Here is a 26,169-nt window from a genome sequence, read left to right as displayed (position 1 = left end):
AAACCGGAGTGGTTCAACCCGACGGGGAGCTTCAAAGACCGCGGAACCGCCGTGATGATGGCCATGCTCGCCGCCCAAGGGATTGACCACATTCTGGAAGACAGCAGTGGAAACGGCGGCGCGTCCGTGGCCGCTTATGCTGCCGCCGCGGGCATCCGTGCCACGATCCTTGCCCCAGAGTCGACCTCGCCGGCCAAGCTCATCCAGAGCCGGGCGCACGGGGCAACCGTCGACCTCGTCGCAGGCTCGCGCCAGGCCACCGCTGACGAAGCAGTTCGCCGTTCCGGTGAGATTTTCTATGCCAGCCACAACTGGCATCCGTTCTTTGTGCAGGGCGTTTCGCTGCTGGCCTACGAGATCTGGGAAGACCTGGGCTACGAGGCGCCGGATGCGGTGGTTCTGCCTGCGGGAGCCGGGAGCCTTGTGCTCGGTTGCTCCATCGGCTTCGGGCAGTTGCTGCGCGCCGGCATGATCGAGCGGATGCCGCGCCTGCTCGTCGTGCAGCCCGAGAACTGCAGCCCGCTCGTGCGCGCATTCTCTGCGGGCGAGCACGCCGTGCGGCAGGCCGACTGGTCGCCGACCCTGGCCGAAGGCACCTCAATCGAGCGGCCAGTGCGCGACCGTGAGGTGCTCGCCGCGATTCGGGAATCGCAAGGGTGCCTTGTGGCCGTTGCCGAGGCGAGCATCATTCCCGCCGTGCGAGAGCTGGCGTCCCGCGGTCTCTATGCGGAGCCGACGAGCGCGATTGTCGCGGCTGCGGTGCCCGAATTCGTGGCGCGGGGAGCCATCCGCCCGGGCGATACCGCGGTCGCCGTGCTCACAGGCTCGGGGCTCAAAGCCACGGGCACGCTTCAGAAGCTGCTCGCCTAACAGCACTCCCAGCGCACGAGTGGCCACTTTCTGCAGCAAAACTTGGGTTTTGGTGCAGAAAGTGGCCACTCACGAGGCCGTGGCTCGTGTGATGAGATCTAGGGCAGCTGCTTGTACGCCGCCACAAGGTCGGCGATCGGCGTCGGTGTCTTCACACCGGTGCGGCGATCCCACAGCTCGACGATGCCGTCGGCAGCGCCCTTGCCCACAACGACGATGATCGGAACCCCGAGAAGCTCGGCGTCGCCGAACTTGACGCCGGGCGAAACCTTGAGTCGGTCGTCAAAGAGCACGTCGGCGCCCGTCGCCTCTAGATCGAGAACCATCTGCTCCGCTGCCGCGTACACCGTCTCATCCTTGGTCGCGGCGATAACGTGCACATCGAACGGTGCGACAGCGCGGGGCCAGATGAGCCCGCGACCGTCGTTGTTGAGTTCGGCGACCGCGGCGAGGGCACGGGTAACCCCGATGCCGTACGAGCCCATCGTCACAGTGACGAGCTTGCCGTTCTCGTCGAGCACCTTGAGCCCCAACGCCTCGGCATATTTGCGGCCGAGCTGGAACACGTGGCCCAGCTCCATTCCGCGCGCGAGTTCGACGGGTCCAGAGCCATCCGGCGCCAGATCTCCCGCACGCACCTCTGCGATGTCGGCGATTCCGTCGGCACCGAAGTCACGCCCGGCAACCAGGTTGAGCACGTGCTTCTCGTCGGCGTTGGCTCCCGTGACCCACTGGGTGCCCTCCACCACGCGGGGATCGAGCAGGTAACGGATCTCCGTGGCCGATTCTTCGCCGAGAACGGCGCCCTCCGGCGACCAGGGGCCGATGTAGCCCTTGACGAGAAGGGGCTGCTTGACGAAATCAGCTTCGGATGCTGCCTCGACCTCGGCGGGAGCGAACGCTACCTCTGCACGCTTCATGTCGACCTCACGGTCCCCCGGGAGGCCCACGATGACCAGTTCGCGCGAACCGTCGAGGTGGGTGAGCGAGAGCACAACGTTCTTGAGGGTATCCGCGGCCGTCCATGGCCGGTCGGCGCGAGGGTGACGCTCGTTGACGAGCGCCACGAGTGTGTCGATCGTGGGGGTCTCGGGCGAATCGAAGACGACAGCCTCCGGCAGCCCCTCAGTGGGCAGGGGGTCGGGAGCCGTCGTCGTAAAGGCCTCGACATTGGCTGCGTAACCTCCTGCGGAGCGCACGAAGGTGTCTTCACCAACCGCGGTGGGGTGCAGGAATTCCTCACTGCGTGACCCGCCCATCGCCCCGGCATCCGCCTTGACGATGACGACCTCGAGGCCAAGCCGCGCGAAGATGCGCTCGTAGGCATCCCGCTGAGTCTGGTAGCTCGCGTCGAGGCCCTCGTCCGTGTAGTCGAACGAGTACGCATCCTTCATCGAAAACTCGCGACCGCGGAGGAGTCCGGCACGGGGACGCGCCTCGTCGCGGTACTTGTCCTGGATCTGATAGATCGTGAGGGGAAGGTCTTTGTAGGACGAGTAGAGGTCCTTCACCAGCAGCGTGAAGACCTCTTCGTGAGTCGGGGCGAGCAGGTAGTCGGCACCCTTGCGGTCCTTGAGGCGAAACAGTCCGTCGCCGTATTCTTCCCAGCGACCGGATGCCTCGTAGGGTTCGCGCGGCAGGAGGCCGGGGAACAGCACCTCCTGGGCGCCGGCCGCCTCCATCTCTTCGCGCACGATCTGCTCGACCTTGCGGCGAACCTTGAGGCCGAGTGGCAACCACGCGAAGATGCCAGGGGCCTGGCGGCGCACATAACCGGCGCGCACGAGCAGCCGGTGGCTGGCGACCTCGGCATCGACGGGATCTTCACGGAGGGTGCGGACAAAGAGCTGGGAGAGGCGTGTAGACACCCCTCTAACTTACCGGCGATTGGCGGGCGCTCACATCGCGCCTGCCCGTCTGAGCTCCCCGGCTAGGCGGTGATGACCTCGGCGCTGCCCAGCGCATCGGCTGGCATCTCAGCGGCAAGACGGCTTGCCTCCTCGATAAGCGTTGCCACGATCTCGGCCTCTGGCACGGTCTTAATGACCTCGCCCTTGACAAAGATCTGGCCCTTGCCATTGCCCGACGCAACACCCAGGTCGGCCTCGCGAGCCTCACCAGGTCCGTTGACGACGCAACCCATGACCGCGACGCGCAACGGCACACTCACGTGCTTGAGACCCTCGGTGACCTGCTCGGCGAGGGTATAGACATCCACCTGGGCGCGCCCACAGCTGGGGCACGACACAATCTCGAGCTTGCGTTCGCGCAGATTGAGCGACTGAAGAATCTGCAGGCCAACCTTGACCTCTTCTACGGGAGGGGCGCTGAGCGAAACACGAATCGTGTCTCCAATGCCCTCCGAGAGAAGAATGCCAAAGGCCGTGGCCGACTTGATCGTGCCCTGGAACGCCGGGCCGGCCTCGGTCACTCCCAGGTGAAGGGGCCAGTCGCCGCGCTCCGCCAGCAGGCGGTATGCCTTGACCATGACGATGGGGTCGTTGTGCTTGACCGAGATCTTGAAGTCATGAAAGTCGTGCTCCTCGAAGAGGCTTGCCTCCCACACGGCGCTTTCGACGAGTGCCTCTGGTGTTGCCTTGCCGTACTTCTGCAGCAGGCTCGGCTCGAGGGAGCCAGCGTTGACACCGATGCGGATCGAGACCCCAGCAGCCTTGGCCGCCTGCGCGATAGCGCCCACCTGGTCGTCGAACTTCTTGATGTTGCCAGGGTTGACGCGCACGGCGCCGACTCCGGCGTCGATCGCCTCAAAAACGTAGCGAGGCTGAAAATGGATGTCCGCGATAACGGGGATCTGGCTTTTGGCGGCGATCACCTTGAGGGCCTTGGCATCGTCGCCGTGGGGCACGGCAACGCGCACAATGTCGCATCCGGATGCGGTGAGCTCGGCGATCTGCTGAAGGGTCGCGTTGATGTTGGTCGTCTGCGTCGTCGTCATCGACTGCACGCTCACAGGGGCGTTGCCCCCGACGAGGACCTTTCCAACGGAAAGCTGACGGGTCTTGCGACGAGGAGCGAGAACTTCGGGGATTCTCGGCATTCCGAGATTGATAGCAGCCACGGCCCCAGCTTACGCGTCGAGGCTGGGCAGAGGCGTAGCGTGGCGAGGTACTGTCGTTGCACAGCATTTGGTCAAAGGAGTCCCCATGTCACCCGACGTCGTCATTGTCGCCGCCGCCCGCACCCCGCAGGGCCGCATCCTCGGTCAGCTCGCACCCCTCACCGCCGTCGAACTCGGTGCCGTCGCCGTGAGCGCCGCGCTTGAGCGCTCAGGCCTCACAGCGGATGCCGTGCAGGCCGTCATCATGGGTCAGGTTATCCAGGCGGGCGCGGGGCAGAACCCCGCCCGCCAGACCTCGATCGCCGCGGGAATCGGATGGGATGTGCCGGCGATCACCCTCAACAAGGTATGCCTCTCGGGGCTGAGCGCGGTGATCGACGCCGCCCGCCTCATCCGGCTGGGCGAGGCCGATGTTGTGGTCGCCGGCGGGCAGGAATCCATGACCAACGCGCCGCATATTCTGCCGGGCTCGCGCAAGGGATGGAACTATGGCTCGTTCGAGGCTGTCGACAGCGCAGCCCATGACGGGCTGACCGACGCGTTCGACCGTGAGTCGATGGGCGCCTCCACTGAACGCCACAATGGCAGGCTCAGCATCTCGCGCACCGAGCAAGACGAGGTGGCCTCCGCATCGCACCAGCGTGCCGCTGCCGCCCGCGACGGAGGCCTGTTCGAAGCCGAGATCGCCCCCGTCACCATCGTGGGACGCCGCGGAGACACCACGACCATCACGACGGACGAGGGCCTGCGCCCCGAAAGCACCGTCGAGACCCTCGCAAAGCTCCGCCCCGCTTTTAGCGCCGAGGGCACCATCACGGCGGGCAACTCGTCGCCGCTGAGCGACGGAGCCGCAGCGCTCGTGCTGACGAGCCGAGACTATGCCGAGGCGAATGGACTCCCGATTCTCGCGGTCGTCGGCGCCTCCGGCCAGACGGCCGGGCCCGACAACTCTCTGCACTCGCAGCCGTCGCGCGCCATCGCCTCGGCGCTCTCCAAGACCGACTGGACAGCATCCGACCTCGACCTCATTGAGATCAATGAGGCGTTCGCCTCTGTTGCCGTGCAGTCCACGAGAGACCTGGGAGTGGATGCCGCGATCGTCAACCCGCACGGTGGTGCCATCGCCCTCGGGCATCCGATCGGCGCCTCCGGTGCCCGGCTGGTCGTGCATGCCGTCCACGAGCTCTCGCGCCGCGGCGGAGGCAAAGCGGCCGTCGCTCTCTGCGGCGGCGGCGGCCAAGGCGACGCCCTGCTGCTGAGCCTCTAGCCCAGACAGCGGCTGCGGCCCCTCGGCTGCCCTAGAGCAGCGTGACGGGTTTGACGATGTCGGCGTAGATAAGCAGTGCGCTCATGCCGCCGAGAATAATGACCACGACCAGGGTGAGCGGGATGAGTCTCGCCGTATCCACGGGGCCGGGGTCTGGGCGCTTGAACAGCTTGGCGAACCAGCGGCGAATGCCCTCCCAGAGCGCACCCACAACGTGACCTCCGTCGAGCGGCATGAGCGGGACGAGGTTGAAGACCATGAGCGCCACGTTGACGGAGGCGAGCAAGCCGATCAAATAGCTTGCCCTCTCCACAACCGGGATCGTGTCGATGCTCGTGATCTCGCCCGCGATGCGGCCGACCCCCACAACGCTGATGGGCCCGTTGGGGTCCCTTTCCTCGGGGCCAAAAGCTGCTTCGGCGACATCGATGATGCGCTCGGGCAGATGCAGAATGACATTCGTCACCGACGCGATGTTCTCCCCCACGGTCGGTAGAACCGCCGTAATGGGCTGGCGCGTGAGTTCGTAGGCCGCCGTAATGCCGAGCATGCCGACATCCTCGGTCAGAAGCTCCCCGTCCGACCCCTCGACGGGCACGTTGTCGTCGTCGTAGACGTAGCGCTCCGTGAGCCGGGGAATCGCGGTGATCTCAACATCGGTGCCGTCGCGTTCGACAACCATCGCGAGAGGAACTCCCGGCGACTCACGAATGATCGCGCTCGACTGCTCCCACGTCTCGATCGGCGTGCCATCGATGCTCACGATCGTGTCTCCTGGCAGCAGCCCCGCAGCGGCGCCCGGAGCCTCCTCGTCGGACGGCGAACACTCCTGCCGCTCGCTCGTCGCAGGCAAAACACACTCGCTCACGGTGCCGATTGTCGTGCTCACCTGCTGCACGCCGAACCCGCAAAGAACGATCGCAAAAAGAACGATCGCAAGCACCAGGTTCATGAACGGGCCACCGAGCATGATGATGATGCGCTTCCACACGGGGAGCTGATAGAACGTTCGCTCCTCTTCGATGACCGTCGTGGCACTCGTCTCGCGAGCATCCTGCACGAGGGTCTGGAAGAAGCCGGTGCTGGCAGTTCTGGCCTTGCCGCCCTGCCGGGCCGGCGGGTACATGCCGGACATCGAGATGTAGCCGCCGAGCGGGATGGCCTTGACCCCGTATTCGGTCTCGCCGCGGCGACGAGACCAGAGCGTCGGGCCGAAACCGATCATGTACTGGCCCACTCGCACGCCAAACGCCTTGGCAGGGATCAGGTGCCCGAGCTCATGCAGCGCAATCGACACGGCAAGGCCGACGACAACGACCACAATGCCGAGGACATACAAGAGAACGGTTTCCACGCGCCCAGGATATCGGGCGGATGCTCGGAGCCGACCGAATGGCGGCTGCGCCTATGCGCGCGCCGCCACCGCGGCATCCGCCTGCACCCGCGCCCACCGCTCGGCCTCGAGAACTCCCTCGAGCGTCATCTCGAGCGGCTCGTGACGATCAACGACCTCCGTGACGATATCGAGGATGTCGAGAAAGGCGATGGCGCCCGCATGGAACGCCCCGACGGCCTGCTCGTTAGCCGCGTTGAACACTGCGGGAAACGTGGCCCCGAGGCGCCCGACCCGCTTCGCCAACTCAACGGCGGGGAACGCCTCAGAGTCGAGAGGCTCGAAGGTCCAGTGCTGCGCCGTGGTCCAGTCGAGCGGTCGGCCCACCCCTGCCACCCTGTGCGGCCAGTCGAGGCCGAGCGAGATCGGCAGTCGCATGTCGGGGGGCGATGCCTGGGCCATCGTTGAGCCGTCGACAAACTCGACCATCGAGTGCACGATCGACTGCGGATGCACCGTGACATCGATGTGGTCATAGTCGACACAGAAGAGGTGGTGGGCCTCAATGACCTCAAGCCCCTTGTTGACGAGGGTCGCTGAGTTCGTGGTGACCACAAGACCCATGTCCCACGTCGGATGCGCTAGTGCCTGCTGAGGGGTGACCGCCGCGAGCTGTTCGCGAGTAAAGCCGCGGAAGGGCCCACCGGATGCTGTGAGCACGAGGCGCTGCACCTCCGCCGCCGTGCCCGACGCCAAAGCTTGAGCGATCGCCGAGTGCTCGGAGTCGACGGGGACGATCTGGCCGGGTGCGGCCGCATCCGTCACCAGCTCGCCGCCCACAATGAGGCTCTCTTTGTTGGCCAACGCGAGGGTCGCCCCACTGCGCAGCGCTGCCAGCGTTGGCCGCAGGCCCACGGACCCCGTGATTCCGTTGAGCACCACATCGGCAGCGACGGACTCGATGAGCGCCACAGAATCTTCGGCCCCCAGCGCGGTGTCAGCGACACCGAACGCGGTGGCCTGGTCGGCTAGCGCGTCGGCATTCGTTCCCGCAGTGAGACCGACAACCTCGAAACGATCACGGTTGGCCGCAATCACATCGAGGGCTTGGACCCCGATCGAACCGGTCGAACCGAGGATGATGACGCGACGCATGAGGACTCCTGAGAGGGCGGGCTGGCGGCTAGGTCGAGGCGAGAATATCGACGGCGAACACGAGCGTGTCTGCGCCCGAAACCCCTGCCGCGACATCGCCGTCAAGACCATAGCCGAGCGCTGGCGGAACCACGACGACCACCCGTGAACCGACGGGCTGCCCGATGATGGCCTGGGCGACGCCCGGAAGCAGCGTCTCAAGCGATTCAGGCGTGCGCGCCGGATTGATCCAGGTGTCGGCGAACGACAGACCGGTTCGCCACAGCACGCCGACATACTTGACGACCACATCGGAGCCCGGCCGCACGGCAGGGCCGGTGCCCACAATGACCGGTTGCACCGCGAGCTCCGTTGGTGCCGCAGTCAACGGCACGCCGATGACGGGCTTGCCGTCTTGCGCCTCGGTGACGTCAGGAAAACCGGGCAGTGCCTCGACCGTGGAGCCCTCGGCACGATCCCCCGCGAGCGACACGACATCGATCACCATGATCAGGGGGTCGCCAGCTTCGATACCCCGCGGTGTCACGGTGGAACCATAGGCGTCCGCCGCCGGCACGACGGCCGCGATGCGGGATCCAGCGGGGGCGCACAGCAGGGCGCGCCTCAGCCCCGGCATGGCATTGGTGCTGTCGAGGGTGATCACCGTGCGGCCGACACCATCCGCGCCGTACCCCGTGACCTCAAGCTGTTCGCCCGTTCGGCCGTTATACGCCACGAAGTCAATCGTGACGAGGTCCCCCTGAGCGATCTCCTCGCCACTGCCCTCGACCAGGATCGTGCGCTCAGTGGTCAGCGGTGACAGCCCCGCCGGAAAGTCGACCTCGGGAACGGCGAACAGGTCGCCCGTAGCCGAAACGCTCTGCGAGGCGGGGCCAGAAGGAGCGCACCCAGAGCCAGCCTCAGCCCGCTCTGGTGGCGACTGGCATCCGGAGACCAGAAGCGCAGCACTCACGAGAACCGCGAGCCCAGCGGCACTGCGGCGGAACGTGTGTTGGATCATCACGCTGCCTCGACCGTCGGCTCGTGGGTCACGGGAAAGTTCACGGATGCTGCAATGAAGCACTTTTTGCTCGCCTCTCGATGTGCATCGATGGCGTCGTCGAGCTGAGCCGGATCTGCAATCGTGACCGCGGGATGCAGAACCGCCGAAACGAACTGCCCGCCGCCATCGGCACCCTGCTTCATCGTTCCCACAGCGGAATCACGGTAATCGGTGACGACGATTCCCCTGCTCGCGGCGACATGCAGATAGCTGAGCATGTGGCACTGGCTGAGAGCGGCAAGCAGCATCTCCTCGGGGTTCCACCGGTCGGCGTCTCCGTGGAATGTGCGGTCTGCCGAGCCGTTGATCGACGGCTTACCCTGCGCCGTGACGGTGTGGTCGCGGCCGTAGGCGCGATAGCTTTCGGTGCCAACACCCCGGTTCCCGGTCCATTCAAGGCCGACGGCGTAGTGGTGTTCGAGGTTCACACCACCCAGCCTAAAGCCTGCTCCTCGCTTGCGGGCCGGTCGCTGCCCGGGACATGGGCCCGCATCGCGCTGGCCGCCCGATTACGCTCCGAATGTCGCCCGCAGATCTGCCTTGCGAACCTTCCCGCTCGCGGTTCGCGGCATCTCATCCACGACGATCACCCGCTTGGGGGTCTTGTAGCGGGCAATGCGGCCCCGCAGATGCTCCTGAACCGTGTCCTCTGTGACCGCATGACCCGCGCGCACCGTGACGATGGCCACCGGCACCTCACCCCACCGCTCATCGGGCACCCCGATGACCGCAACATCGGCCACGGCATCAATCTCGCGAATGACGGTCTCGACCTGAACGGGATAGATGTTCTCGCCGCCCGAGATGATCATGTCTTTGATGCGGTCAGCAATGAACAGAAAGCCGTCGGCATCGGTGTAGCCCATGTCGCCCGTGCGCAGCCAGGTCGCCTCCGTGAACGCTTCGGCATTGGCCTCGGGGCGGTTCCAGTATTCGCGGATTACGTTGGGCCCCTGCACCAGAATCTCGCCCACCTCACCCGCCGTGACATCCCGCCCGTCTGCGTCGACGATGCGCATGTCGGTGAAGAAGTGGGGAAGCCCGGCCGAACCCGCCTTCTCGCGGCTGCGGTCGGCAGACAGGCTCGTGACGCCCGGCGATGATTCGGTCATGCCATATCCGCCCGAGAAGCCCAGACCCCTCTGCTCAAAGGCGTCGAGCACGCGGAGGGGCACGGCAGACCCGCCGCAGGTGAGCGTCTTGAGCGAGCTGATATCGGCCGAGGCCCAATCGGGATGCTCGCACAGCATTTGAAACGTCGTCGGCACGCCGCTGATATTGGTGATGCGGTGTTCCTCGATGAGCTTGAGAACCCTGGCCGGGTCGAACCGGGGCTCGAGCACGACGGTTGCCCCCTTGAGGAGGGCGGGCAGCAGGCCCATGCCGAGGGAGGCGACATGAAAGAGCGGCGAGATCATGAGCGCAACATCCGTTGTCGCGTAGTCGTAATCGACGAGCACATTGATGCTGTTCCAGGTGAGGTTGCCGTGACTGAGCAGCGCTCCCTTGGGCATTCCTGTCGTGCCGGAGGTGTAGAGGATTATGGCGGGGTCATCGAGGGTGATGACGATATCGACGGGGTCGACTACGCCGCTGGCGACGACATCGTCAAATCGCTCTACGATGATCGCCGGCGCAGCACCCGTCTCAGCAGTGGGGTCATCGCTCGGGCCAGCGCCGGGGCCGACAATCCCGACCGGTGCCGTGGAGGCCACCACTCCCGGTGCATCGTCAACGATGATGCGGTGCGTGACTCCGCTGCCGCGGACAGCGACCGCCGCTACCCCGCCGACGGCCTCGGGATGGATCAGTACGGTGGCTCCGGAATCCTCAAGCGCGTAGGCGATCTCCGGAGCGGCTAGGCGCGAGTTCAGCGGAACGAAGATCGCTCCCATGCTGGCGGCGGCGAACATTGTGTCGAGAAAAGCGCTGTGGTTTTCGCCGAAGTAGGCAACTCGACCACCCGGCACCACTCCCCTGACCGCAAGGGCAGACGCGAGTTGCTCGCTGCGCTCGTACAGCTCGCGGTACGTCGTGGTCCGATCCACAAAAACGATCGCAGCTTTGTCTCCCGACTTGGCGAGCCTGCGACGCAACCACGAACCGATTCCCTGATTCTTCATCGAATCCTTCTCTTGCAGACTGGTGACGACCCGCTGAGGAGTCACGGTAATCCATCGGGACCCGGTCCCACATTTACACGATAAGTTCAATGATTGAAGTTGTCAACTAAATGCCGGTGCTCGATCAGAGCCCCTCCGGCATCTGCACCCGAAGGGTTTCTCCTTCGCCGGTGAGTAGCCATGCGCCCCCTCCTCGGCCAGAGAGCGGCGGCGGCAGCAGAGCGTTGCCAGAGACCAGTCGAAACTCTGATGCAGAACACCGATCGAAAACCACGGGCATGCGCGAGCGCAGCTCGGAGAAGGCTAGCCATGCCCCCTGCCAGGTACTCGGGTCTGCCACGACGAAGGCGCCCGCGAGCTCCAACTGCGGGAGCGTGTCGAGGCGAGAGATTACGGGTGCTCCGGGGTAGAGCCTGCACAGAACCGACGCGACGGCACCAGGGCGGTTAGTGACCACGACGAGACCGCGCTCGGCACAGGTGGCGAAGTCGAGGCGAGAGGATGGTGCGCTCCGGTTGTCGGCACCCTCGGAGGCGCCTATGCGTGCCGTGGCCGAAGCGAGTGGTTGCCGTGGACCAGGCGCATCCACCGCCATAACCTGCACTCGCTCGCCCCGCCACCATCCCCGGCCGCTGACCGCAGAAGCGTCATATTCCGCCCCCTGACCGCCCGCCAGCAGGTGGTCTTGGCGTGACGGCATGCGAAGAATGAGCCTGGTGTCGCACAGCGACGCCAGAGACTGCACGACAGGCGTGAGCCGCTGTGCTGAGAGCGCAATCCGGAGCCCCGACGGTGGTCCGTCGCGCAGCAGTGCAGTGAGCATGTCGGCGAGCGCCGGTGCCCAGGGGTCTGGACAGCGCGCGAGGATGGCATCCAGATCGTCGATGATCACGGTGGTCTGCGATCTTTCGGCTCCCAACAGCGCGCCGGTGAGCTCGACCAGCCTGTCCCACACCTCTTCGATGTCCCCCGTCAGCCAGGTAGCCGGGCCTCCACTGGCCAGAGCGGTCAGTGCGGTCGTCTTGCCCACCCCGTGCCCGCCGACAACAAGAACCGTTCCGTGCTCGCGCGGGTTCCACACCGCCACTGGTTGGCTTTGACTCTGCGGACGATCCAGAATGCCGAATGCCGTCGAACCGACGGCAACGCCCTCGATCTCTGCCCCACGCTGCAGCGTCTCACCACTCACGACTGCGGGCAGGCTCGGCAGCCACGGCCGTCGCGCCGGGCGCGCTCCGCCCCAGCGTCTAACGACATCCAGCGCATCGCCCTGCGCGGCCTGCGCCACCTGAACGAGCCGGGGAGTTGCCCCAGCCACGCTCACAAGGCACCGCCCCACGGGATGTTGGGGCAGCTCAGCGGCGCTCGTCGTTCCGATCACGGCGCTGCTGTCGTGGGCGTTGTTAACCCTCAGCGAAAGTCGCAGGGTGCAATTGGCCATGACCGAGTCCCGGACGGCCCTCGCCGGACTCTGCGTGCAGAGAATGAGATGGATGCCGAGCGAGCGGCCCCGCGCCGCAAGATCGGAGAACAAGCTATGCAGCTCGGGAAAATCGCTCACCATTGCGGCGAACTCGTCAACCACGACGACGAGACGAGGCAGCCCCGCCTCTGCCGCCGACCCTGCGTCATCGATCGACCGCAAGCCGCGCTCCGCGAGCGCTCGTTCGCGATGCATCACCTCGGCGCGCAGGCTGGCGAGCGCACGCTCGGCACCGTCGCGGTCAAGGTCGGTAACGACCCCAACGCAGTGCTGAAGTTGCTCGACATCGGCGAAGGACGCCCCACCCTTGAAGTCGACCAAGAGCAGGTTAACAACGTCGGGAGGGTAGCGGCGCGCCAGGGCGAGCACCCACGCGATAAGCAGCTCGCTCTTGCCGCTGCCCGTGGTGCCGCCGATCACGGCGTGTGGACCGTCCCGCACAATATCGAGAAATACCGCGCCACCCTCGTCGACCGCGAAGGCCGCCGAAAGGCCACGCTGCGATTCGTCCGATACATCCCACACGGAGCCAAGGTCGCAGAGTGCCGGCAGCTCCCGTGACGGGCCGAGACCCTCCGACTCCGCAGCCCGCTGAAGGACGGTGGCAAATAGCTCGGCCTCTTCTCTCGAAATAAGCTCCGCACGAAAGAGTTCAGGCACAGAGGAGATTGCGCCGTGAGGCGCTGCGAGGTGCGGGTGTCGAAGTACGCGAACTTCGCCGCCTGAAACCTCAAGGCCGACGCGGCACTCCCTTGGCAACTGGTCTTCGGTCTGAGCCAGCACGACAACGAATCGTTCGGCGTGGGATCGGCCTGCCGAGCGCCGAACAAAGTCGAGGCGGTTGGTCGCGACGGGGTCGCGAGGGGCGCGGAAGTGAGGGAGCCTGGTGTGCCAGCGCTCCCAGCCGCCGACGAGATCAAAATCGGCGGGCGAGAGCCTGTCGGCAAGCTGGATCGTGACGGCGCGGGCCAGGGACTTGGCCAAAACCGATGGCCCACAGATGCCGATTCCCAGGGCCGCATCAACCGTTATGGGGGCTCGGGTTAGCAGCGCGGCATCCTGTCGAAGGCCAGCGATTAGTTGTGCCCTGGCGCGCTCTCGGTCCGCACGGCGGCGACGCGATCGTCCCTTGCCCCGCGCCGGCGCTTCGCCAGCGTCATTGACGGGCTGTTCGTTAGCCCCACCGACACCATGATCGTCGTCGCCCGCGAGTTCTATGCCGCTCGGGGCCGGACCGGTTCCGAGAACCAACGGCAGCGCCCCCGGCGAGTGGCGCCAACGTTCCGCGTCGTGCACCGATGCCGGGATGAGCGTTGCGGCCGACCGCGATGCCGCGAGCATCCGCTGCCGGATGCGGTCATGCTCATGAGAAATGGAGCGTCGCGTTGCCTCTGCCTCGGCAGCGAACCGAGCGTGCTCCTTTCTCTCGCGCCGCCCCGCCTGCAGACGCGAATCGACAAGGCTGCCGATCGCTATCAGCGGGCCGAGGAAGGCAAACATCAGCGCGAAAGGCGACGACGTAATTGCCCACATTGCGACGGATGCGGCGACGGGCGCCAACGTTGCCATGAAAGGAAAAGAAAACGGTGGCGCTGCGTCGAGTTTGCGCGGGAGGGAGATTCGAATGCTCACGACTCCAGAGCACCACGCGGCGCACGCCCCCGTGCGACGCCATATCCCCCCTGGTGCAGAAGCCGGGGACGAGTAGGACCGGGAGGAGAGGGCGGGCCGCAGAGCGCGGGCCGGAGGCTAGCTCACCACGAAAAACTGTTCGCCAATCTCCACCCTGCTGCCTCGGGACACCATGACCCGCTTGCCGGGATCGCACCGAACGGGTTCGGCATCGGGGTTGCGAACAACCGATCCGTTGCCGGAGAAGCGATCGAGAATCCAGAAGGTGCCGCGCTCCTGACCGAATTCGAGATGAGTTTTGGAGACCGAACGGCCTGAGTCGAGCACCCTGACCACGTGGTCGAAGAACTCCCCCGGCTCGGGCTTGGGGTTGCGCCCAATCAGGCCAGTGCCGCTCACGGAGACGCTCTCTCCTGTGCTGAACTGGAGCACGAAACGCTCGGCCGCCGGCTTGCGTGCCACTATTCGCGTGACCTCGGTGTCGTCATCGTCGGCATCGTCTTTGTCGGTGCCGGTGTCGGTGCCGGTGCCGGTGTCGGTGCCGGTGCCGGTGCCGGTGCCGGTGCCGGTGCCGGTGCGGGAAGAAAACGCTGGGGCGGCTGCGCCTACGACGCCACGACCGGCGGGCGCGAATGCGGCAGGGGCCGATGGCTCCGGTGCAACGAGGCCAAAGCTCGGAAGGATTTCGACGGGCATCGTCGGCAGAGGAACAGGGGTGCCTGCGGGAGGCTGCAGCGGGATCGGCCGCGAGTCCGTGGGCGGCGCTGGCATGAACGGCACGGGCTCGTCGTCATCGACGGCTGGCTCCGCCTTCGGGACCGCAGCCTCAGCCTCCGAAACCGCTGCCTCCGACGGTTCTCCGTCGTCACCCGAGGGCTCGGCAGCCGCGACCGGAGGCGCAACGATATAAGACGGCGCCGCCGGTGTGGGCGGCCCGATCGGGATCACTCCCGTGAACGCGGCGGTCACGGCGCTGGAGACGAAGCCGCACTGCTCGCAGAAGATGTCGTCGATGGCCATAGGCGCCCCACACTGGGCGCAGACGATGGGGCCACGTGCCGCCGGCTCCTCTTCGGGCAGCGGGGGCGAGGGAATCTTCGCGGCGTCTGCGGCCGGATCCCCCACTGCATCTCTGCGGTCGGCCGTGCGTAATTGCCTTATGCGCTCAAGGGTGCCGCCGGGGCCTGTATCGGCCACGGCATCCGCTAGAGCGTCGGCCAGAGCGAATGATCCGGCGGCTCCCCGTCGCGGCGGGCCCTCAAGCTCAGGCGCGGCGGAGGGCTGGGCGTCGCCGAAAGGCCGGTCATCGCCGGGCGACGGCGCGTCGTCGCGCGCCGGAACCTCAGTACCGGGCGCGGCAGCAGGCGCGGCGCCGGGCGCGGCAGCACGGCGGCCGCATTCGCCGCAGAATAGGGCCCCGGCGGGCAGCGGCGTGCCGCAATGGGAGCAGTTCATGGGAGTCGTCTCTCTCGCGCAAACAACCCTTTGACTCTATAGCCCCCGAGAGAGCGCAGCGACATGACGGCCTTGATGCGTTGCCAACGGGTGCGGGTGTGGGCGAGCCCCGCGCCGAGTTCATCGACCGCAAGCCAGACCTGCCGAACCTCATCATCGTCGGCGGTCTCGGGTGCGAACACGGCACGATCGGCGACAGAAGCAAGAACGAGAGGCTGGATGCCCCCCACCGTCTCGGCGACCTCGCTGCGGGTCGCAGAGGCTGGCGGTTCGTAACCGTAGTCGAGCACCATGTCTTCGAACTCTTGCCATGCACCGCTGATGCGCAACGCCGAGCTTGCGGCGCGCTGGCGAAGATAGCGCCTCCGCATCTTTGCGGCTCCGATGAGCAGAAACGGCGAGAGCACGATGAACACGATGAGCGCAATGACGCCGAGCACAGCGACCGCCGCCAGGAGGATAGCCATCAGCGGGTCTTGGGCAGCTTCGTCTTCTTGCTCGCTGTCGAGGGGAATCTGATCTGGGCGCGTGTTCTGCTCCACTAGCGGCGGGGGCACGGGGCTCTGAGGCCTCGCGACCTGCGCGGGGTCCTCCGGCTGCTCCTCGGGAATCTCTCGCACTGGCGGCGTCGGATCGATGGAGACCCATCCCTGCTGGGCGGTGTCGACTTCGATCCAGGCCGAAACATCCGACCCGACAATGCGGGTAACGCCGTCGCCATCGGGGGCGAACCCGAACACGACCCGGGAGGGGAACCCAATTGCCCTGGCCATGAGTGCCGCCGTAACCGCGTACTGCTCTTCGTCACCGATCATCCTGGGTGCCGTGAGCAGTTCCTCGATGCGATCGGCGCCGTGCCCCGATCGGCTGAGGGGCTCTTCGGGTCCTCCGTGGCTGATGTAGCCCTCCGTGGCCAAGTGCGACAGCATGGCCGCGAGGCGCTCGCCCGGGGTCTCTGCCTCGCGCACCCAGCCATCCAGGGCGACGGTGAGCTCATCGGGCACCGAGGTCGCCGTCGGCACGACCGCGGTTCCGGGGGTGAGCTGAGACCAGGTTTCCGGCGCGACATCCCCAATGACCACCGTGTCGACCGAGTAGGTGTCCCCGCGCTCTAGCCCGCCAACCACGACCGCCGTGTTGCCGGGTGCGTTGTAAAAGAATGAGTCACGCAAGTCGCCGGAGTCACCCGTGAAGTTGACGGTGGAGAGCAGCCCGACCGAGGGCATCCAGATGCCCTCATAACCGACAATGTCGATCTCGATTGTCTTCTCTGCACCCCGCGCTGGCACGTCGCGCTGAATCGCGGTGGGGAGACGAGTGAATGATCCGGAGGCGCTCGCAAGCTCTGGAGTACCGACAGAAAAGACGACTCCGTCGTAGGTGTCAAGGGCGGCAAGGCGGATGCGGGCTCCTTCTGGCAGCCCCGTCGCCGTGAGCATCGTGGAATCACCGACACCGGCCTGATGGTATTTGCGCAGGCTGCTCAGCGGGCTCGGGTAGTCGCGCGGGTCGAACGGCTGCTCAATGGCGTCGCGGAGCACGGTGCGCTCCCGTGCGGGATCAGCCGTCACCGCGGCGGCACCACCCACACCGATCGCAAGCCCCAGGATGACCACGGCCGATAGCGCGGTTCGGAGCCCGCCGATGCGCTCCGCCCCCGTCGCATCTGAGGTCGCGGCCGTCGGTTGCGAGAGTTCACGAATCGACTCGCGGCGGCGGTACCACCGCTCCCAACTCAACCAACTGAGCACGACGACAAAGAGAGCAAGCGCAAGAACGACCGCGGGGGCCGCCTCTCGCGGGCCGAGAAGGAGCCCGATAACAAAAACCACGACGGGAACGAGAACGGCGAGCGGGGCGCGCTTCGATCTCAGAGCGATCGTGAGCCCCACGACAGTCGAGACGAAAATCACGGCGAAGGCAGGCACCAGGAGCGCCTGATAGCTGCCCACCGGAAGCGCGATGGTGAGCAATTGCTTCCACCCCAGGGCGGTGCCGAGGATGAGATCCCTGAACCCCTCGAGCGTAGGAACGAGCCCGAATCGCGTTTGCGAGGGCACCGCGAGCGGCACTCCGATGAGGAGATACACGAGCAGCGTCGCCGCGAGGAGAATCGGGCTCGACCACCGGAATCGCGCACCGAGAATCGCCAGCGCTGCGCCCGCCAGAATGGCCACGACTGCCATGAGCACAAAGCTCCCATCGCCGTAGATGGGCCAGAATGCCGCTGCCGCGGTGCCGATGGCAGCGCAAAAGAATGCCGTGACGGGGGCGACAAACGATGCCGACCATGCTCTGCGTCTGATGCTCATGTCTTGGCCGCCCGGGCGAGGCTCTTGCGCAGGTCGTCGAGGTAGCCGATGGTGAGAACGCTGAGGCCAGACACCCGGCGGAGCCCCGGAACCGCCTCGGGGTCGCAAACAACCGCAACGACCTCAACTCCGGGAGGGTAGCGGGTGGAGGCGGCACGCAGCTCACCGGCGGTCGGCGTCGATCCGCAGATGAGAAACGCCACCGAGAGCCCGGCGACCTGGTCGGCCGTAACGCGGGCGACTTCTAAAAGATCGAGGGATGATGCATCCCGCTCGACCAATGCGAGATCGTCGAGCAGGCGCCCAGGGCTCAGAGTGCTGAGCGCGCGCACGCCGAACAGCTTGCGTTTGGCAAACTCGGGAGTCGTGATTCCGACGACGACGGATACGTTGCGCACGTCGCGGATTGCTCGCACCCCGAGGGATCCCGCCACGCTCACGGCCATCTCGAACTCATCGTCGCTCGCATAGTCCCGATCGGCGAGGCTCAGCGCGACCACGAGGTGGCTACGTCGAGTCTCCTCGAACTGCCGCACCATGTAGGTGCCGGTCTTGGCCGTGCTCTTCCAGTGAATAAAACGGCGCTCATCCCCCGCCGTGTACTCGCGCAGCGCGTGAAATGAGACATCGCTGCTCGTGATGTCCCGCGTCGGGTTGCCCTCGAGGTCTCGGATAAGGCCCGTGCTCGTGCTCGGAATCGCGATAGTCCTGGGGTGCACGAAGAGCTCGTGGCGGCCCGTCCACGACACTTCGCGGCGCACGAGACCGATGGGGTCGGCCCGCACGGTTCGCACGGGGCCCACCGGCAACATGCCGCGCCGTGCGGTCGGCACCGTGAACTCATGGTCGAACACCGCTCCCCCCGCAAGCCCAGGCAGGGCAACTTCCGAAAGCGCGCTTCCGACGGGCACCTCTGCTTTAACGCCGAAAACCCTGTGCCGGGTGGGGTTGGCGATCGTGATGCGGGCGACGGCATTGTCGCCGACCACGACCCTGCTGTGCGGAAGGTCGAGAGTGATCGTGAAGGCGTTGCGCCCGACGAGGTAGAGCACCGCGACAAGAAGCACAATCACGCCGGCATAGGCAACCGCGAGAAACTCGCTCCAGCCAGCCACGGTCGCGATGACGAAGGCAACCACCACTGCGATTGCTGTGCCCCAGCCGACGCCCGTGACGACGCTACCCACTCGGGCTGCGACGATCTTCATCCAGCTGCCGACCATCCTGACAACCCGAACTGCGCCGACAATAGCGTCGGCGAGGACGCCATCCCGGTTGCCGACGATGCGGCTTCTGGCGTTGGTCAGTCCACTCGTTGTCGTGCCACCGTCAACGCGGTGAGTTGTGCCGCCGTGCATGCGGGTGGAGCGTGATGTGGCCCCCATCGTGAGAGAGGTGCGCCCCACCCCATGCTTGAGCGCACCGAGGCGCGCCGAAGTCCGCGGGGAGTCCTCCCGCGGCACATCGTTTGTGGTGCTCTGTGTCACACAGCCTGCCTGTCGCTGGGAGGCGGCGTTTCCATAAGAATCTGAGCCATGATGCTCGACGCCGTTACTCCGTCGAACTCTGCCTCGGGGTCGAGAACGAGGCGGTGAGCGAGAACCGGCTCGGCAAGCGCCTTGATGTCGTCAGGGATGACATAGTGCCTTGCTGCGGCGGCGGCGAGCGTCTTGGATGCCCGCACGAGAGCGAGAGCGCCTCGCACGCTAGCGCCCAGTCTCACCTCGGACGCAGAGCGAGTTGCATCGATAAGGCGTGAGACGTAGTCGTTGATGGACGGGTCCACATGCACGGTTCGAGCCAGGGCGCCCATCTCCACGATCGTCTCCGCCGAAACGATCGCCGGCACGGGCGAGTCGTGGGCCTTGACTCCGGCTCCCTCCAGGATGCGCAGAGTCGACGCGTGATCGGGGTATCCAATCGACGTCTTCATGAGAAAGCGGTCGAGCTGAGCCTCGGGGAGTCGGTAAGTTCCCGCCTGTTCGACGGGGTTCTGAGTCGCGATGACCATGAACGGAGAGCCGACGGGGTGGGTTACGCCATCGACCGTGACGCGGCCCTCCTCCATAACCTCGAGCAGGGCGGCCTGAGTCTTGGGGCTGGCGCGGTTGATCTCGTCGGCGAGCACGATGTTGGCAAAGATCGGGCCGCGGTGAAAGTCGAACTGGCTCGTGCGCTGGTCGTAGATGCTCACGCCCGTGATGTCGCCGGGGAGCAGGTCAGGGGTGAACTGCACCCTGTTGCTCGACCCGTCAACGCTCTGCGCCATGGCCCTGGCCAACGACGTCTTGCCGGTGCCGGGAAAGTCCTCGAGCAGAAGATGTCCCTCGCTCAACAGTGCCGTGAACGACAGCTTGATCACAAAAGTCTTGCCGAGCAGAACATGCTCAACGTTAGCGACGAGCCGATTGAAAATATCGGAGAACCAGGCAGCCTGCTCGGGGGTCATCGTCATCGTTGTGCCTCTCGTGGTGCCGTTATGAACATGGGATCTCCGCGTACAGGGGGTCTTGGTAGGTGTTCGTTCCGTCGCTGACCGTCGCTTTAATTCTGAGGCCCGTGGCGAGGGGAGGTGCGCTCTGACCCGCGGTGTGCCCCACGAAAACTCCGCCGAATACTCCGCCGATGGCGTAGTCCACCGCGTAGGTGACCGTGAGTCCCGCGCCGTTGTTGGGCGGCGCGATGGGCACGAACGGCTCCCCCGCCGTGCAGGCGATCACGCTGGCACGCGTCGCGACGGGCATGGCCGAGATGGCCGCAGACGGGGCGCCGCAAAGGTCTTGGCCAGCATCCCGACATGCCCTGACCTGCACGGTGACCGATTGGCCGTACACCCCGCTGCTGGCGGGAGATGTGACGAACTGGTTGTCGACGACGGGACGCCATATCCCCTCTGCTCCGATCGCGTACTCGTAGCGAACGGGGTGGCCAGTCGCGCGCAGCCCGCTGACGCGCAGATCGAAGTAGCCGTCCGACTGGTGGACGACATCGAGCGTCGCCGAGGCACGGCCGGGGGGCCGCTTCGACTCGACCGGAGCAGAAACGCTCACGGAACAGAACAGACCGTTATCGGAGTAGACGGCGTAGACGTAGGCGATCCCGTCCGTCGTCGAGGTGTCGACCCACCCGCTCGTGCCACTGCCCGGGATGGCACCGGGGTGCACACCAGTGACGCAGGTCGAGGGAGGTGACGCTCCGATGAATCTCGCGACCGAGTAGCTGCCAGAGGGAGCTCCGTTCCAGCCGCCGCCCTCCCAGCTCACTCGAATGCTTCCGTCGGCGCCCGTGACTGCCGCGGAGACCGCAACAGGAAGCGGAGAGCCGACCGCCGTGACGGCAACGGGGCTGCTGGAGTTCCACTCGTCGGCGCTGGCCTGCGCCGAGTTGCGAGCGAACACCGTGATGCTGTAATTCTGGCCGGCCTGCACCAGCCCGCCGGCGCTCGTGGTGAGGCTGGTCGAGGCCGTGGTGATATCGGTCTGGCCAACGCCCGGCCCGGATATGCGAACCGTGTACCCGACGACCGGGGTTCCCGGCGAGGGGTTGGGGGTGCGATCCCATCCGATCACGAGCTCGGCCTCGGTCGTGGTCGAAGCCCGGGCCGTCACCCCGGTGGGTGCCGCGGGCAGGTAGTCGACCCTCAGCGCCACGCTCGACGAGCCTGCCGCGGATGGGCCGATGGCATTGGTCGCGATGACCTGGAATTCGTATGATTGCCCGACCTGCAGGTCAGTGAGCACGCAGAGCTGATCGAGGCCGCAGTTCTTGCGGTAGCCACCGTTGCTCGACGACACGACCTCGTAGCCCGTAATGGCCGAGTTGTTGAAGGCCGGCGGGGTTATGCGCAGGGTCAGCTCTCCATTGACGTGACCGCCAACGCGAGTCGGCGCGACGGGCGCGTCGGGAACATCCTGAACCGAAACGGTGATGCTGCCCCATACGAAACGATCAGGGTCGCCCGTCGCATCGGCAACCTGGTATTGGAGCTGAGCATCAACGGGCTCGGCGTTGGGAGCGACGGTGACCGTGAGCCTGCTGCGATCGGCGCTGGGCACGACCGATACGCCGGCGGGCAGGCTCCCTCCGTCGAGTCCGCGGATATCAACGACTTCGAGCGGCTGGCCAGGGAACGGATTGGTTGCCTGATCGTTGGCGAGCACGTCAATGATCGTTGACTTGCCTCGCGGAGTCGTCGCGGTGTCGGCGGCGGGGCGGGCAAGCGGTCTGCTGGAGCTGACGACGCGAAGCGAGATCTTGCCGGCCTGTCCGTCGCTGAGGTCGTCGCGCACTCCCAGGGCAATCGCCGTCTGGGTGCCCTTGGGCGAGTCAGGATTGGCCCGAAGCGTGAGGGTGCTTCCGCTCAGCGTGTAGCTAAACCCGGTCGGGAGCGGCTCCAAGACCCGGTAGACGAGCTCGTCAAAATCGTCGGGGTGCGGGTAGTTGGTGAGCTTGAGAAGGTCGAGGACCTTCTCCTCTGCTGGCTCGAACTCGATCGTTCCGCCCGCAAAAACGGGCGGCTGGTTCTCCCTCGGAGTCACCTTGATGGGCAGCACAAGGGTTGCGGTCCGTGCCCCAGCCGCCGTGGCGGATGCTCCGTCGGTGACCTCGAAGGAGATCGATGCCGGCCCGAAGTACTTGTCTGCCGAGGTGAACGCCAGCGTGTCTGAGTCGACGACGAGGCTGTCGCCGTTGGCATTCGTCGCTCGCACGGTCGACGTATCGGTGAGCTGAACCTGCTTGCCCCCCACCGCGATGACGTAGTCGTTCAGATCGATCACCAGGCGCGACTCGCTCGTTACCGTGAGCGGCTTCGCCCGTCGATCAAGCTGGGGCAGCGCATCGGCCAGGCCAGGCACACGGATGAACGCGTACGACACTACGGAACTATCGTCGGGATGCTCCACGGCGAAGGGGATGATTTGGCTTCTCTCCCCCACGGTCACCGTGATGCTGTTGCGGTCCGTGACCGAAGCATTCTCCTTGTACCCGTCGACGAGTCGCAGACGCAGAGTGTCGACGGGTCCGTCGGCGAAGAACACGTTCTGCAGAACATCAACCGTCACCGTCTCGCGATCGAGGATGTCGGAGAGGGTGAGCACCGTATCGGCCGCGAGAGGGTGTGCGAGCGGGGCATCCGGATCCACCGTCACCGTGATGAAGTTGGAGCTTCTGCCCCCAACCTCGTTTTCGATCGTGTACACAATGCCGTAGCTCCCTGCGGCGACAGGGGGCGTGACCAAGACGACATCGCCGACGATCTCTGCGGTCACCCCGGGGTTGGGGTCAACCTCAACCACCGTGAGGGCTCCCCCGTCAGGGTCGATGTCGTTGGCAAGAACCTGAATCGAGATGGATCCGCCCGGACGCGTCGTTACCGCATCTGCCGTGGCGACGGGGTTTCGAACCTCGTCGAGGGGCGGGGCGATTCCCACCCGCACGCGACCGGTCGCCCGAGCGCCGAGGCTATCCATAACCGTGTAGGTGAATGTGTCGGTGCCGGCAGAGTAGCCCCCCGCCTCGTACTCGATAAAGTCGGTGCCCACCTCTGTGACAGCACCCTTCTCGGGGTTGCTCTCTTGACCCAGCAACTGCACGGAGTCGCCGTCGGGGTCTATCCCGGTGAGGGGCACCCTGATCATGACGGTGCCGCCAGCAACCACACGAGCGGTGACGGTGCCCGGCGTCGGCGGTTTATTGGTCGCCTCGACTACCTCGCGCACGGCGATGCGCACCTGTGCCTGCGACGTCTGCCCGTCGGGCCCCACGATCTCGTAGATCGCCGTGAAGTTGCCCGTGATGGTGGGGGCGAGATAGCGCAGTCGCTCGCCGGAGGCAAAGGGCAGGCCGGCGTATTCGACATTCTTGACGAGGGTGGGGTTGAGCGTGATGATCTCGCCATCGGGGTGCAGGTCATTGGCGAGAACGGGGATGTCGATCGTGTCGCCCACTCGAACCGTCACCGTGTCGTCGGTCGCCACGGGAGCCTGCAGCGTCAAAGGATGCGGAATCTCAATGACCGTAATCGTTCCGATCGCGGTGGCGAGCCCATTGGTGATTCGGTAGGTGAGAGTTGCGGAGCCGGATTCGAGCGGCGCAATCAACGAGAGCCTGATCGACTTCTGTTCCAGAACCTCGGCCGTCACCGCTGGCGCTGTGTCGTTAGAGACTCCCAGAACCATCAGCACTCCCCCCGCGGGGTCGGTGTCAAGCACAGCGACATCAACGGTCTCGCTGCTCAGCGTCTTGATAAACACCGTCTTGGGGGTCGTAATGGGGATGCTGTTGGCATCCGGCGGAGCCTTGACCTCAACGCGCACGATGCCGGTGGCCGTCTGGCTGCCGTCGGTGACCACGTATTCGACCGAGAACGACCGAACCTGATCGCTCACAAACCGGAATGTCCCGGCCTCGAAGTTCGGGGTGATCGTGGCGCCCGTCCTGGATGGCACAGCGCTCAGTCGAATCTGACCGGTTCCTCCCCTGACGTGCGAAAGGGGCGAAATACGCACCTCGCTGCCGGCATAGCTTGTGACGGCGAACGGCTCTGCGATGATCGGCACCTCACCCGCCGGGCTCACCGTGATGGACAGCGCGCCCGATCCGCTGGCAGAGCCATCAGAGACAGTGAGGCCAACTGACCGAAGGGCCGCCGGAGAGCCGCCCTCTTGAAAGACCACCTCGCCGCCCGGCTTGTAGCTCACGAGGTCGGGCTTGGTTACGGATGCCGCCGTGAGATAAAACGCGTCGCCGTCGGGGTCGACGAAGTCGGCAAGCACATTGGTTGTCACCCGACCGCCCTGGGCCACGAGGGTGCGGGACTGGCGAACCTGCTCAGGGGGTGAGTTCTCTTCGGGGCTCCGCACATCGACCCGAACCACGGCCGATGCCGATCCGCCGCGACCATCGGTGATTGTGTAGGGGAACGACGCCGAACCCTGTGCCGTCGGCGTGAGGGTGATCTGCACCTGCTGGCCATCGCGCACAACGTCGAGGTGCCCGAAGGACTCGTCGATGCCACCGATCTCGGTGACCATGAGAACGTCGCCATTGGGGTCAAAGTCGTTGAGCAAAAGGGGAAGAATGGTGGCCCGGCCCGGGCGAGCCCCGAACACATCATCGACCGCGACGGGCGGCAACTGTGCCTTCTCATACTCCGGAGGGGCATCCGTATCGCTCTGCTCCACCTGTTCGTCGTCCTGCTCGACGAGGATGAGGTCGTCCCAGTTATCAATGAGCTCGCCGCTGTTCTGCACGGCCCAGGTCGCGCCTGCGACCGGGTCGTTGAGCAGCACGCGGGCACCGTTGACCGCGAACACCAGCCTGGTGACGGCGGAGCCAGCGCTCGCCAAAGTGAACTCGGTCGGCTCCTGAGAACGGCAGTAGCGCCACGCTGTCCCGTCGGTCCAGGCGGCGAACGCGCAGCCATCGACCACAACGGGGGCAGCCGGGCTGCCCGTACGGCCGTCGACCCTGCCCGTGACGGCGCCATCGAATGTCACGTCGGCAACTCCGCCGTCCCACGACACGAATACTCGACCGGATGATGGCCCCGGCTTCTGCAGAGTCGCCGTCGAACCAGACCCTATGACTGCGGAAAGGTCGGCCCGAGCACCGTCGAGCCACAGTTCCCGGGAATCGCTGTTGAAAATCACGGGCCGGTCACCGACGGCGGTTATGTGAAAGGTATCGTCCGTTGACCCCACGTCGATGGTGGTGCTCACGGCCCCCGCGCCCGTCGCGGCGGCACCAAGGTTCGGCTCAATGCGGTGCAACTGGCTCGTCTCGGGAGAGTAGGCAAAGAGGATGCCCGTCTCAGAGACGGCGACGACAGACCCCGGCCCCAGGCTCAAGGTGGCCTCGGCCGAGGCGTCAAAGCCGCCGAGGTCGCTTTCGGCCATGATCCATACTTCGCCAGTGCCCTCTGCGTGGATGATTGCCGTCCCCGCCGAGAGGTACACCCGAGGGGTGTCGGTGGGCAGCGCCACGCTATCGATCACGGTCGATGTTGCCGCGTCCACCACGTCCAAACGGGTGTTCGCACGATCGAGCAACAGCACCGAGCGCCCCTGCTGCACCACGTCGAGATCGCTGCCGTCACTCGCAACAACCGTGTTGAACTCCAGGATCTCGGTGTTCGCGCGCCCGATCACCTGGTGTTCACCGTTCGCCACCCATACGGCGGCGTCGTCGAGATCCATCCGCTGGGCTGTGTAGCCATCGGAGACAATGGCGACAGTTGCGATGAGTGCGGCGATCACGACGAGGCTGGTCGCCGTTATGACGGCAGATACATGGCGCGAAAGCCAGCGCCGCACGATTGACGCGCCGCGGCCGGACTCCCCTATGACCTTCATGGCCTGATCGCGGCGCATTTCTCGTTGCTTGCCGGCCCGACGACGCCGGACCGGTTGACCTTGA

The 26,169-nt window shown here is 65.7% G+C and carries 15 protein-coding genes; 2 read left to right on the top strand and 13 right to left on the bottom strand.

What is annotated here, in order from left to right; all coding sequences use genetic code 11:
- Positions 1-870: pyridoxal-phosphate dependent enzyme (locus AC062T_RS12155; protein ID WP_476030382.1), on the top strand; the 870-nt coding region annotated here is incomplete at its 5' end.
- Between the two features lie 98 nt (positions 871-968).
- On the opposite strand, the gene AC062T_RS12150 is transcribed toward AC062T_RS12155, so the two are convergent.
- Both AC062T_RS12150 and ispG read right to left on the bottom strand, forming a co-directional pair.
- Complete coding sequence (locus AC062T_RS12150; protein WP_476030380.1) at positions 969-2,738, bottom strand: proline--tRNA ligase; 1,770 nt, start codon at positions 2,736-2,738, stop codon at positions 969-971.
- A 62-nt stretch (positions 2,739-2,800) separates the two neighbouring features.
- Positions 2,801-3,949 carry a flavodoxin-dependent (E)-4-hydroxy-3-methylbut-2-enyl-diphosphate synthase gene (ispG, locus tag AC062T_RS12145; RefSeq protein ID WP_476030378.1) on the bottom strand — a complete coding sequence of 383 codons (1,149 nt, stop codon included), beginning with the start codon at positions 3,947-3,949 and terminating at the stop codon, positions 2,801-2,803.
- An 85-nt stretch (positions 3,950-4,034) separates the two neighbouring features.
- Between ispG and AC062T_RS12140 the strand changes: the two genes are divergently transcribed.
- Positions 4,035-5,216 carry an acetyl-CoA C-acetyltransferase gene (locus AC062T_RS12140; protein WP_476030376.1) on the top strand — a complete coding sequence of 394 codons (1,182 nt, stop codon included), beginning with the start codon at positions 4,035-4,037 and terminating at the stop codon, positions 5,214-5,216.
- 31 nt (positions 5,217-5,247) lie between these two features.
- Here the strand turns inward: AC062T_RS12140 and AC062T_RS12135 are convergent, their stop codons facing one another.
- From AC062T_RS12135 to AC062T_RS12085, 11 genes are all read right to left on the bottom strand, one after another.
- On the bottom strand, positions 5,248-6,570 hold the full coding sequence (locus tag AC062T_RS12135; protein ID WP_476030374.1) for a M50 family metallopeptidase: 1,323 nt from the start codon (positions 6,568-6,570) through the stop codon (positions 5,248-5,250).
- A gap of 51 nt (positions 6,571-6,621) precedes the next feature.
- The gene (gene dxr / locus AC062T_RS12130; RefSeq protein ID WP_476030372.1) at positions 6,622-7,704 is read right to left on the bottom strand and encodes a 1-deoxy-D-xylulose-5-phosphate reductoisomerase; all 1,083 of its coding nucleotides are present in this window, start codon (positions 7,702-7,704) and stop codon (positions 6,622-6,624) included.
- A 28-nt stretch (positions 7,705-7,732) separates the two neighbouring features.
- Positions 7,733-8,704, bottom strand: coding sequence for an FKBP-type peptidyl-prolyl cis-trans isomerase (locus tag AC062T_RS12125; protein ID WP_476030370.1), 972 nt, complete (start codon positions 8,702-8,704; stop codon positions 7,733-7,735).
- Entirely contained in the window at positions 8,704-9,174 is a 471-nt protein-coding gene (locus AC062T_RS12120; RefSeq protein ID WP_476030368.1) for an OsmC family protein, read from the bottom strand. Before AC062T_RS12120 ends, AC062T_RS12125 begins: the two co-directional genes overlap by 1 nt.
- Before the next feature lie 81 nt (positions 9,175-9,255).
- A complete protein-coding gene (locus AC062T_RS12115; protein ID WP_476030366.1) occupies positions 9,256-10,869 on the bottom strand; it encodes an acyl-CoA synthetase in 1,614 nt (537 codons plus the stop codon).
- A 124-nt stretch (positions 10,870-10,993) separates the two neighbouring features.
- Positions 10,994-13,984 (bottom strand): FtsK/SpoIIIE domain-containing protein, encoded by a 2,991-nt coding sequence (locus tag AC062T_RS12110; protein WP_476030365.1) that lies wholly within the window; start codon positions 13,982-13,984, stop codon positions 10,994-10,996.
- A gap of 117 nt (positions 13,985-14,101) precedes the next feature.
- Entirely contained in the window at positions 14,102-15,439 is a 1,338-nt protein-coding gene (locus AC062T_RS12105; protein WP_476030363.1) for a zinc-ribbon domain-containing protein, read from the bottom strand.
- Positions 15,436-17,751: a transglutaminase-like domain-containing protein gene (locus tag AC062T_RS12100; protein WP_476030361.1), complete on the bottom strand. Its 2,316-nt coding sequence runs from the start codon at positions 17,749-17,751 to the stop codon at positions 15,436-15,438. The genes AC062T_RS12105 and AC062T_RS12100 overlap by 4 nt, the downstream gene beginning before the upstream one ends.
- Positions 17,748-19,238, bottom strand: coding sequence for a DUF58 domain-containing protein (locus AC062T_RS12095; RefSeq protein ID WP_476030359.1), 1,491 nt, complete (start codon positions 19,236-19,238; stop codon positions 17,748-17,750). Before AC062T_RS12095 ends, AC062T_RS12100 begins: the two co-directional genes overlap by 4 nt.
- Positions 19,235-20,206 (bottom strand): AAA family ATPase, encoded by a 972-nt coding sequence (locus AC062T_RS12090; RefSeq protein ID WP_108515774.1) that lies wholly within the window; start codon positions 20,204-20,206, stop codon positions 19,235-19,237. Before AC062T_RS12090 ends, AC062T_RS12095 begins: the two co-directional genes overlap by 4 nt.
- A 22-nt stretch (positions 20,207-20,228) precedes the next feature.
- On the bottom strand, positions 20,229-26,123 hold the full coding sequence (locus tag AC062T_RS12085) for an Ig-like domain-containing protein (protein WP_476030357.1): 5,895 nt from the start codon (positions 26,121-26,123) through the stop codon (positions 20,229-20,231).
- Positions 26,124-26,169 lie beyond the last annotated feature (46 nt).

It is taken from the genome of Homoserinimonas sp. (assembly GCF_056262345.1).
This window is presented reverse-complemented; position numbering and strand designations above follow the sequence as displayed.

Coding starts and splice junctions, on each gene's coding strand:
- AC062T_RS12125 (WP_476030370.1), bottom strand. CDS start 8,704: ATGATCCAACACACGTTCCGCCGCAGTGCCGCTGGGCTCGCGGTTCTC.
- AC062T_RS12100 (WP_476030361.1), bottom strand. CDS start 17,751: ATGAGCATCAGACGCAGAGCATGGTCGGCATCGTTTGTCGCCCCCGTC.
- AC062T_RS12085 (WP_476030357.1), bottom strand. CDS start 26,123: ATGCGCCGCGATCAGGCCATGAAGGTCATAGGGGAGTCCGGCCGCGGC.
- AC062T_RS12140 (WP_476030376.1), top strand. CDS start 4,035: ATGTCACCCGACGTCGTCATTGTCGCCGCCGCCCGCACCCCGCAGGGC.
- AC062T_RS12115 (WP_476030366.1), bottom strand. CDS start 10,869: ATGAAGAATCAGGGAATCGGTTCGTGGTTGCGTCGCAGGCTCGCCAAG.
- AC062T_RS12105 (WP_476030363.1), bottom strand. CDS start 15,439: ATGAACTGCTCCCATTGCGGCACGCCGCTGCCCGCCGGGGCCCTATTC.
- dxr (WP_476030372.1), bottom strand. CDS start 7,704: ATGCGTCGCGTCATCATCCTCGGTTCGACCGGTTCGATCGGGGTCCAA.
- AC062T_RS12090 (WP_108515774.1), bottom strand. CDS start 20,206: ATGACGATGACCCCCGAGCAGGCTGCCTGGTTCTCCGATATTTTCAAT.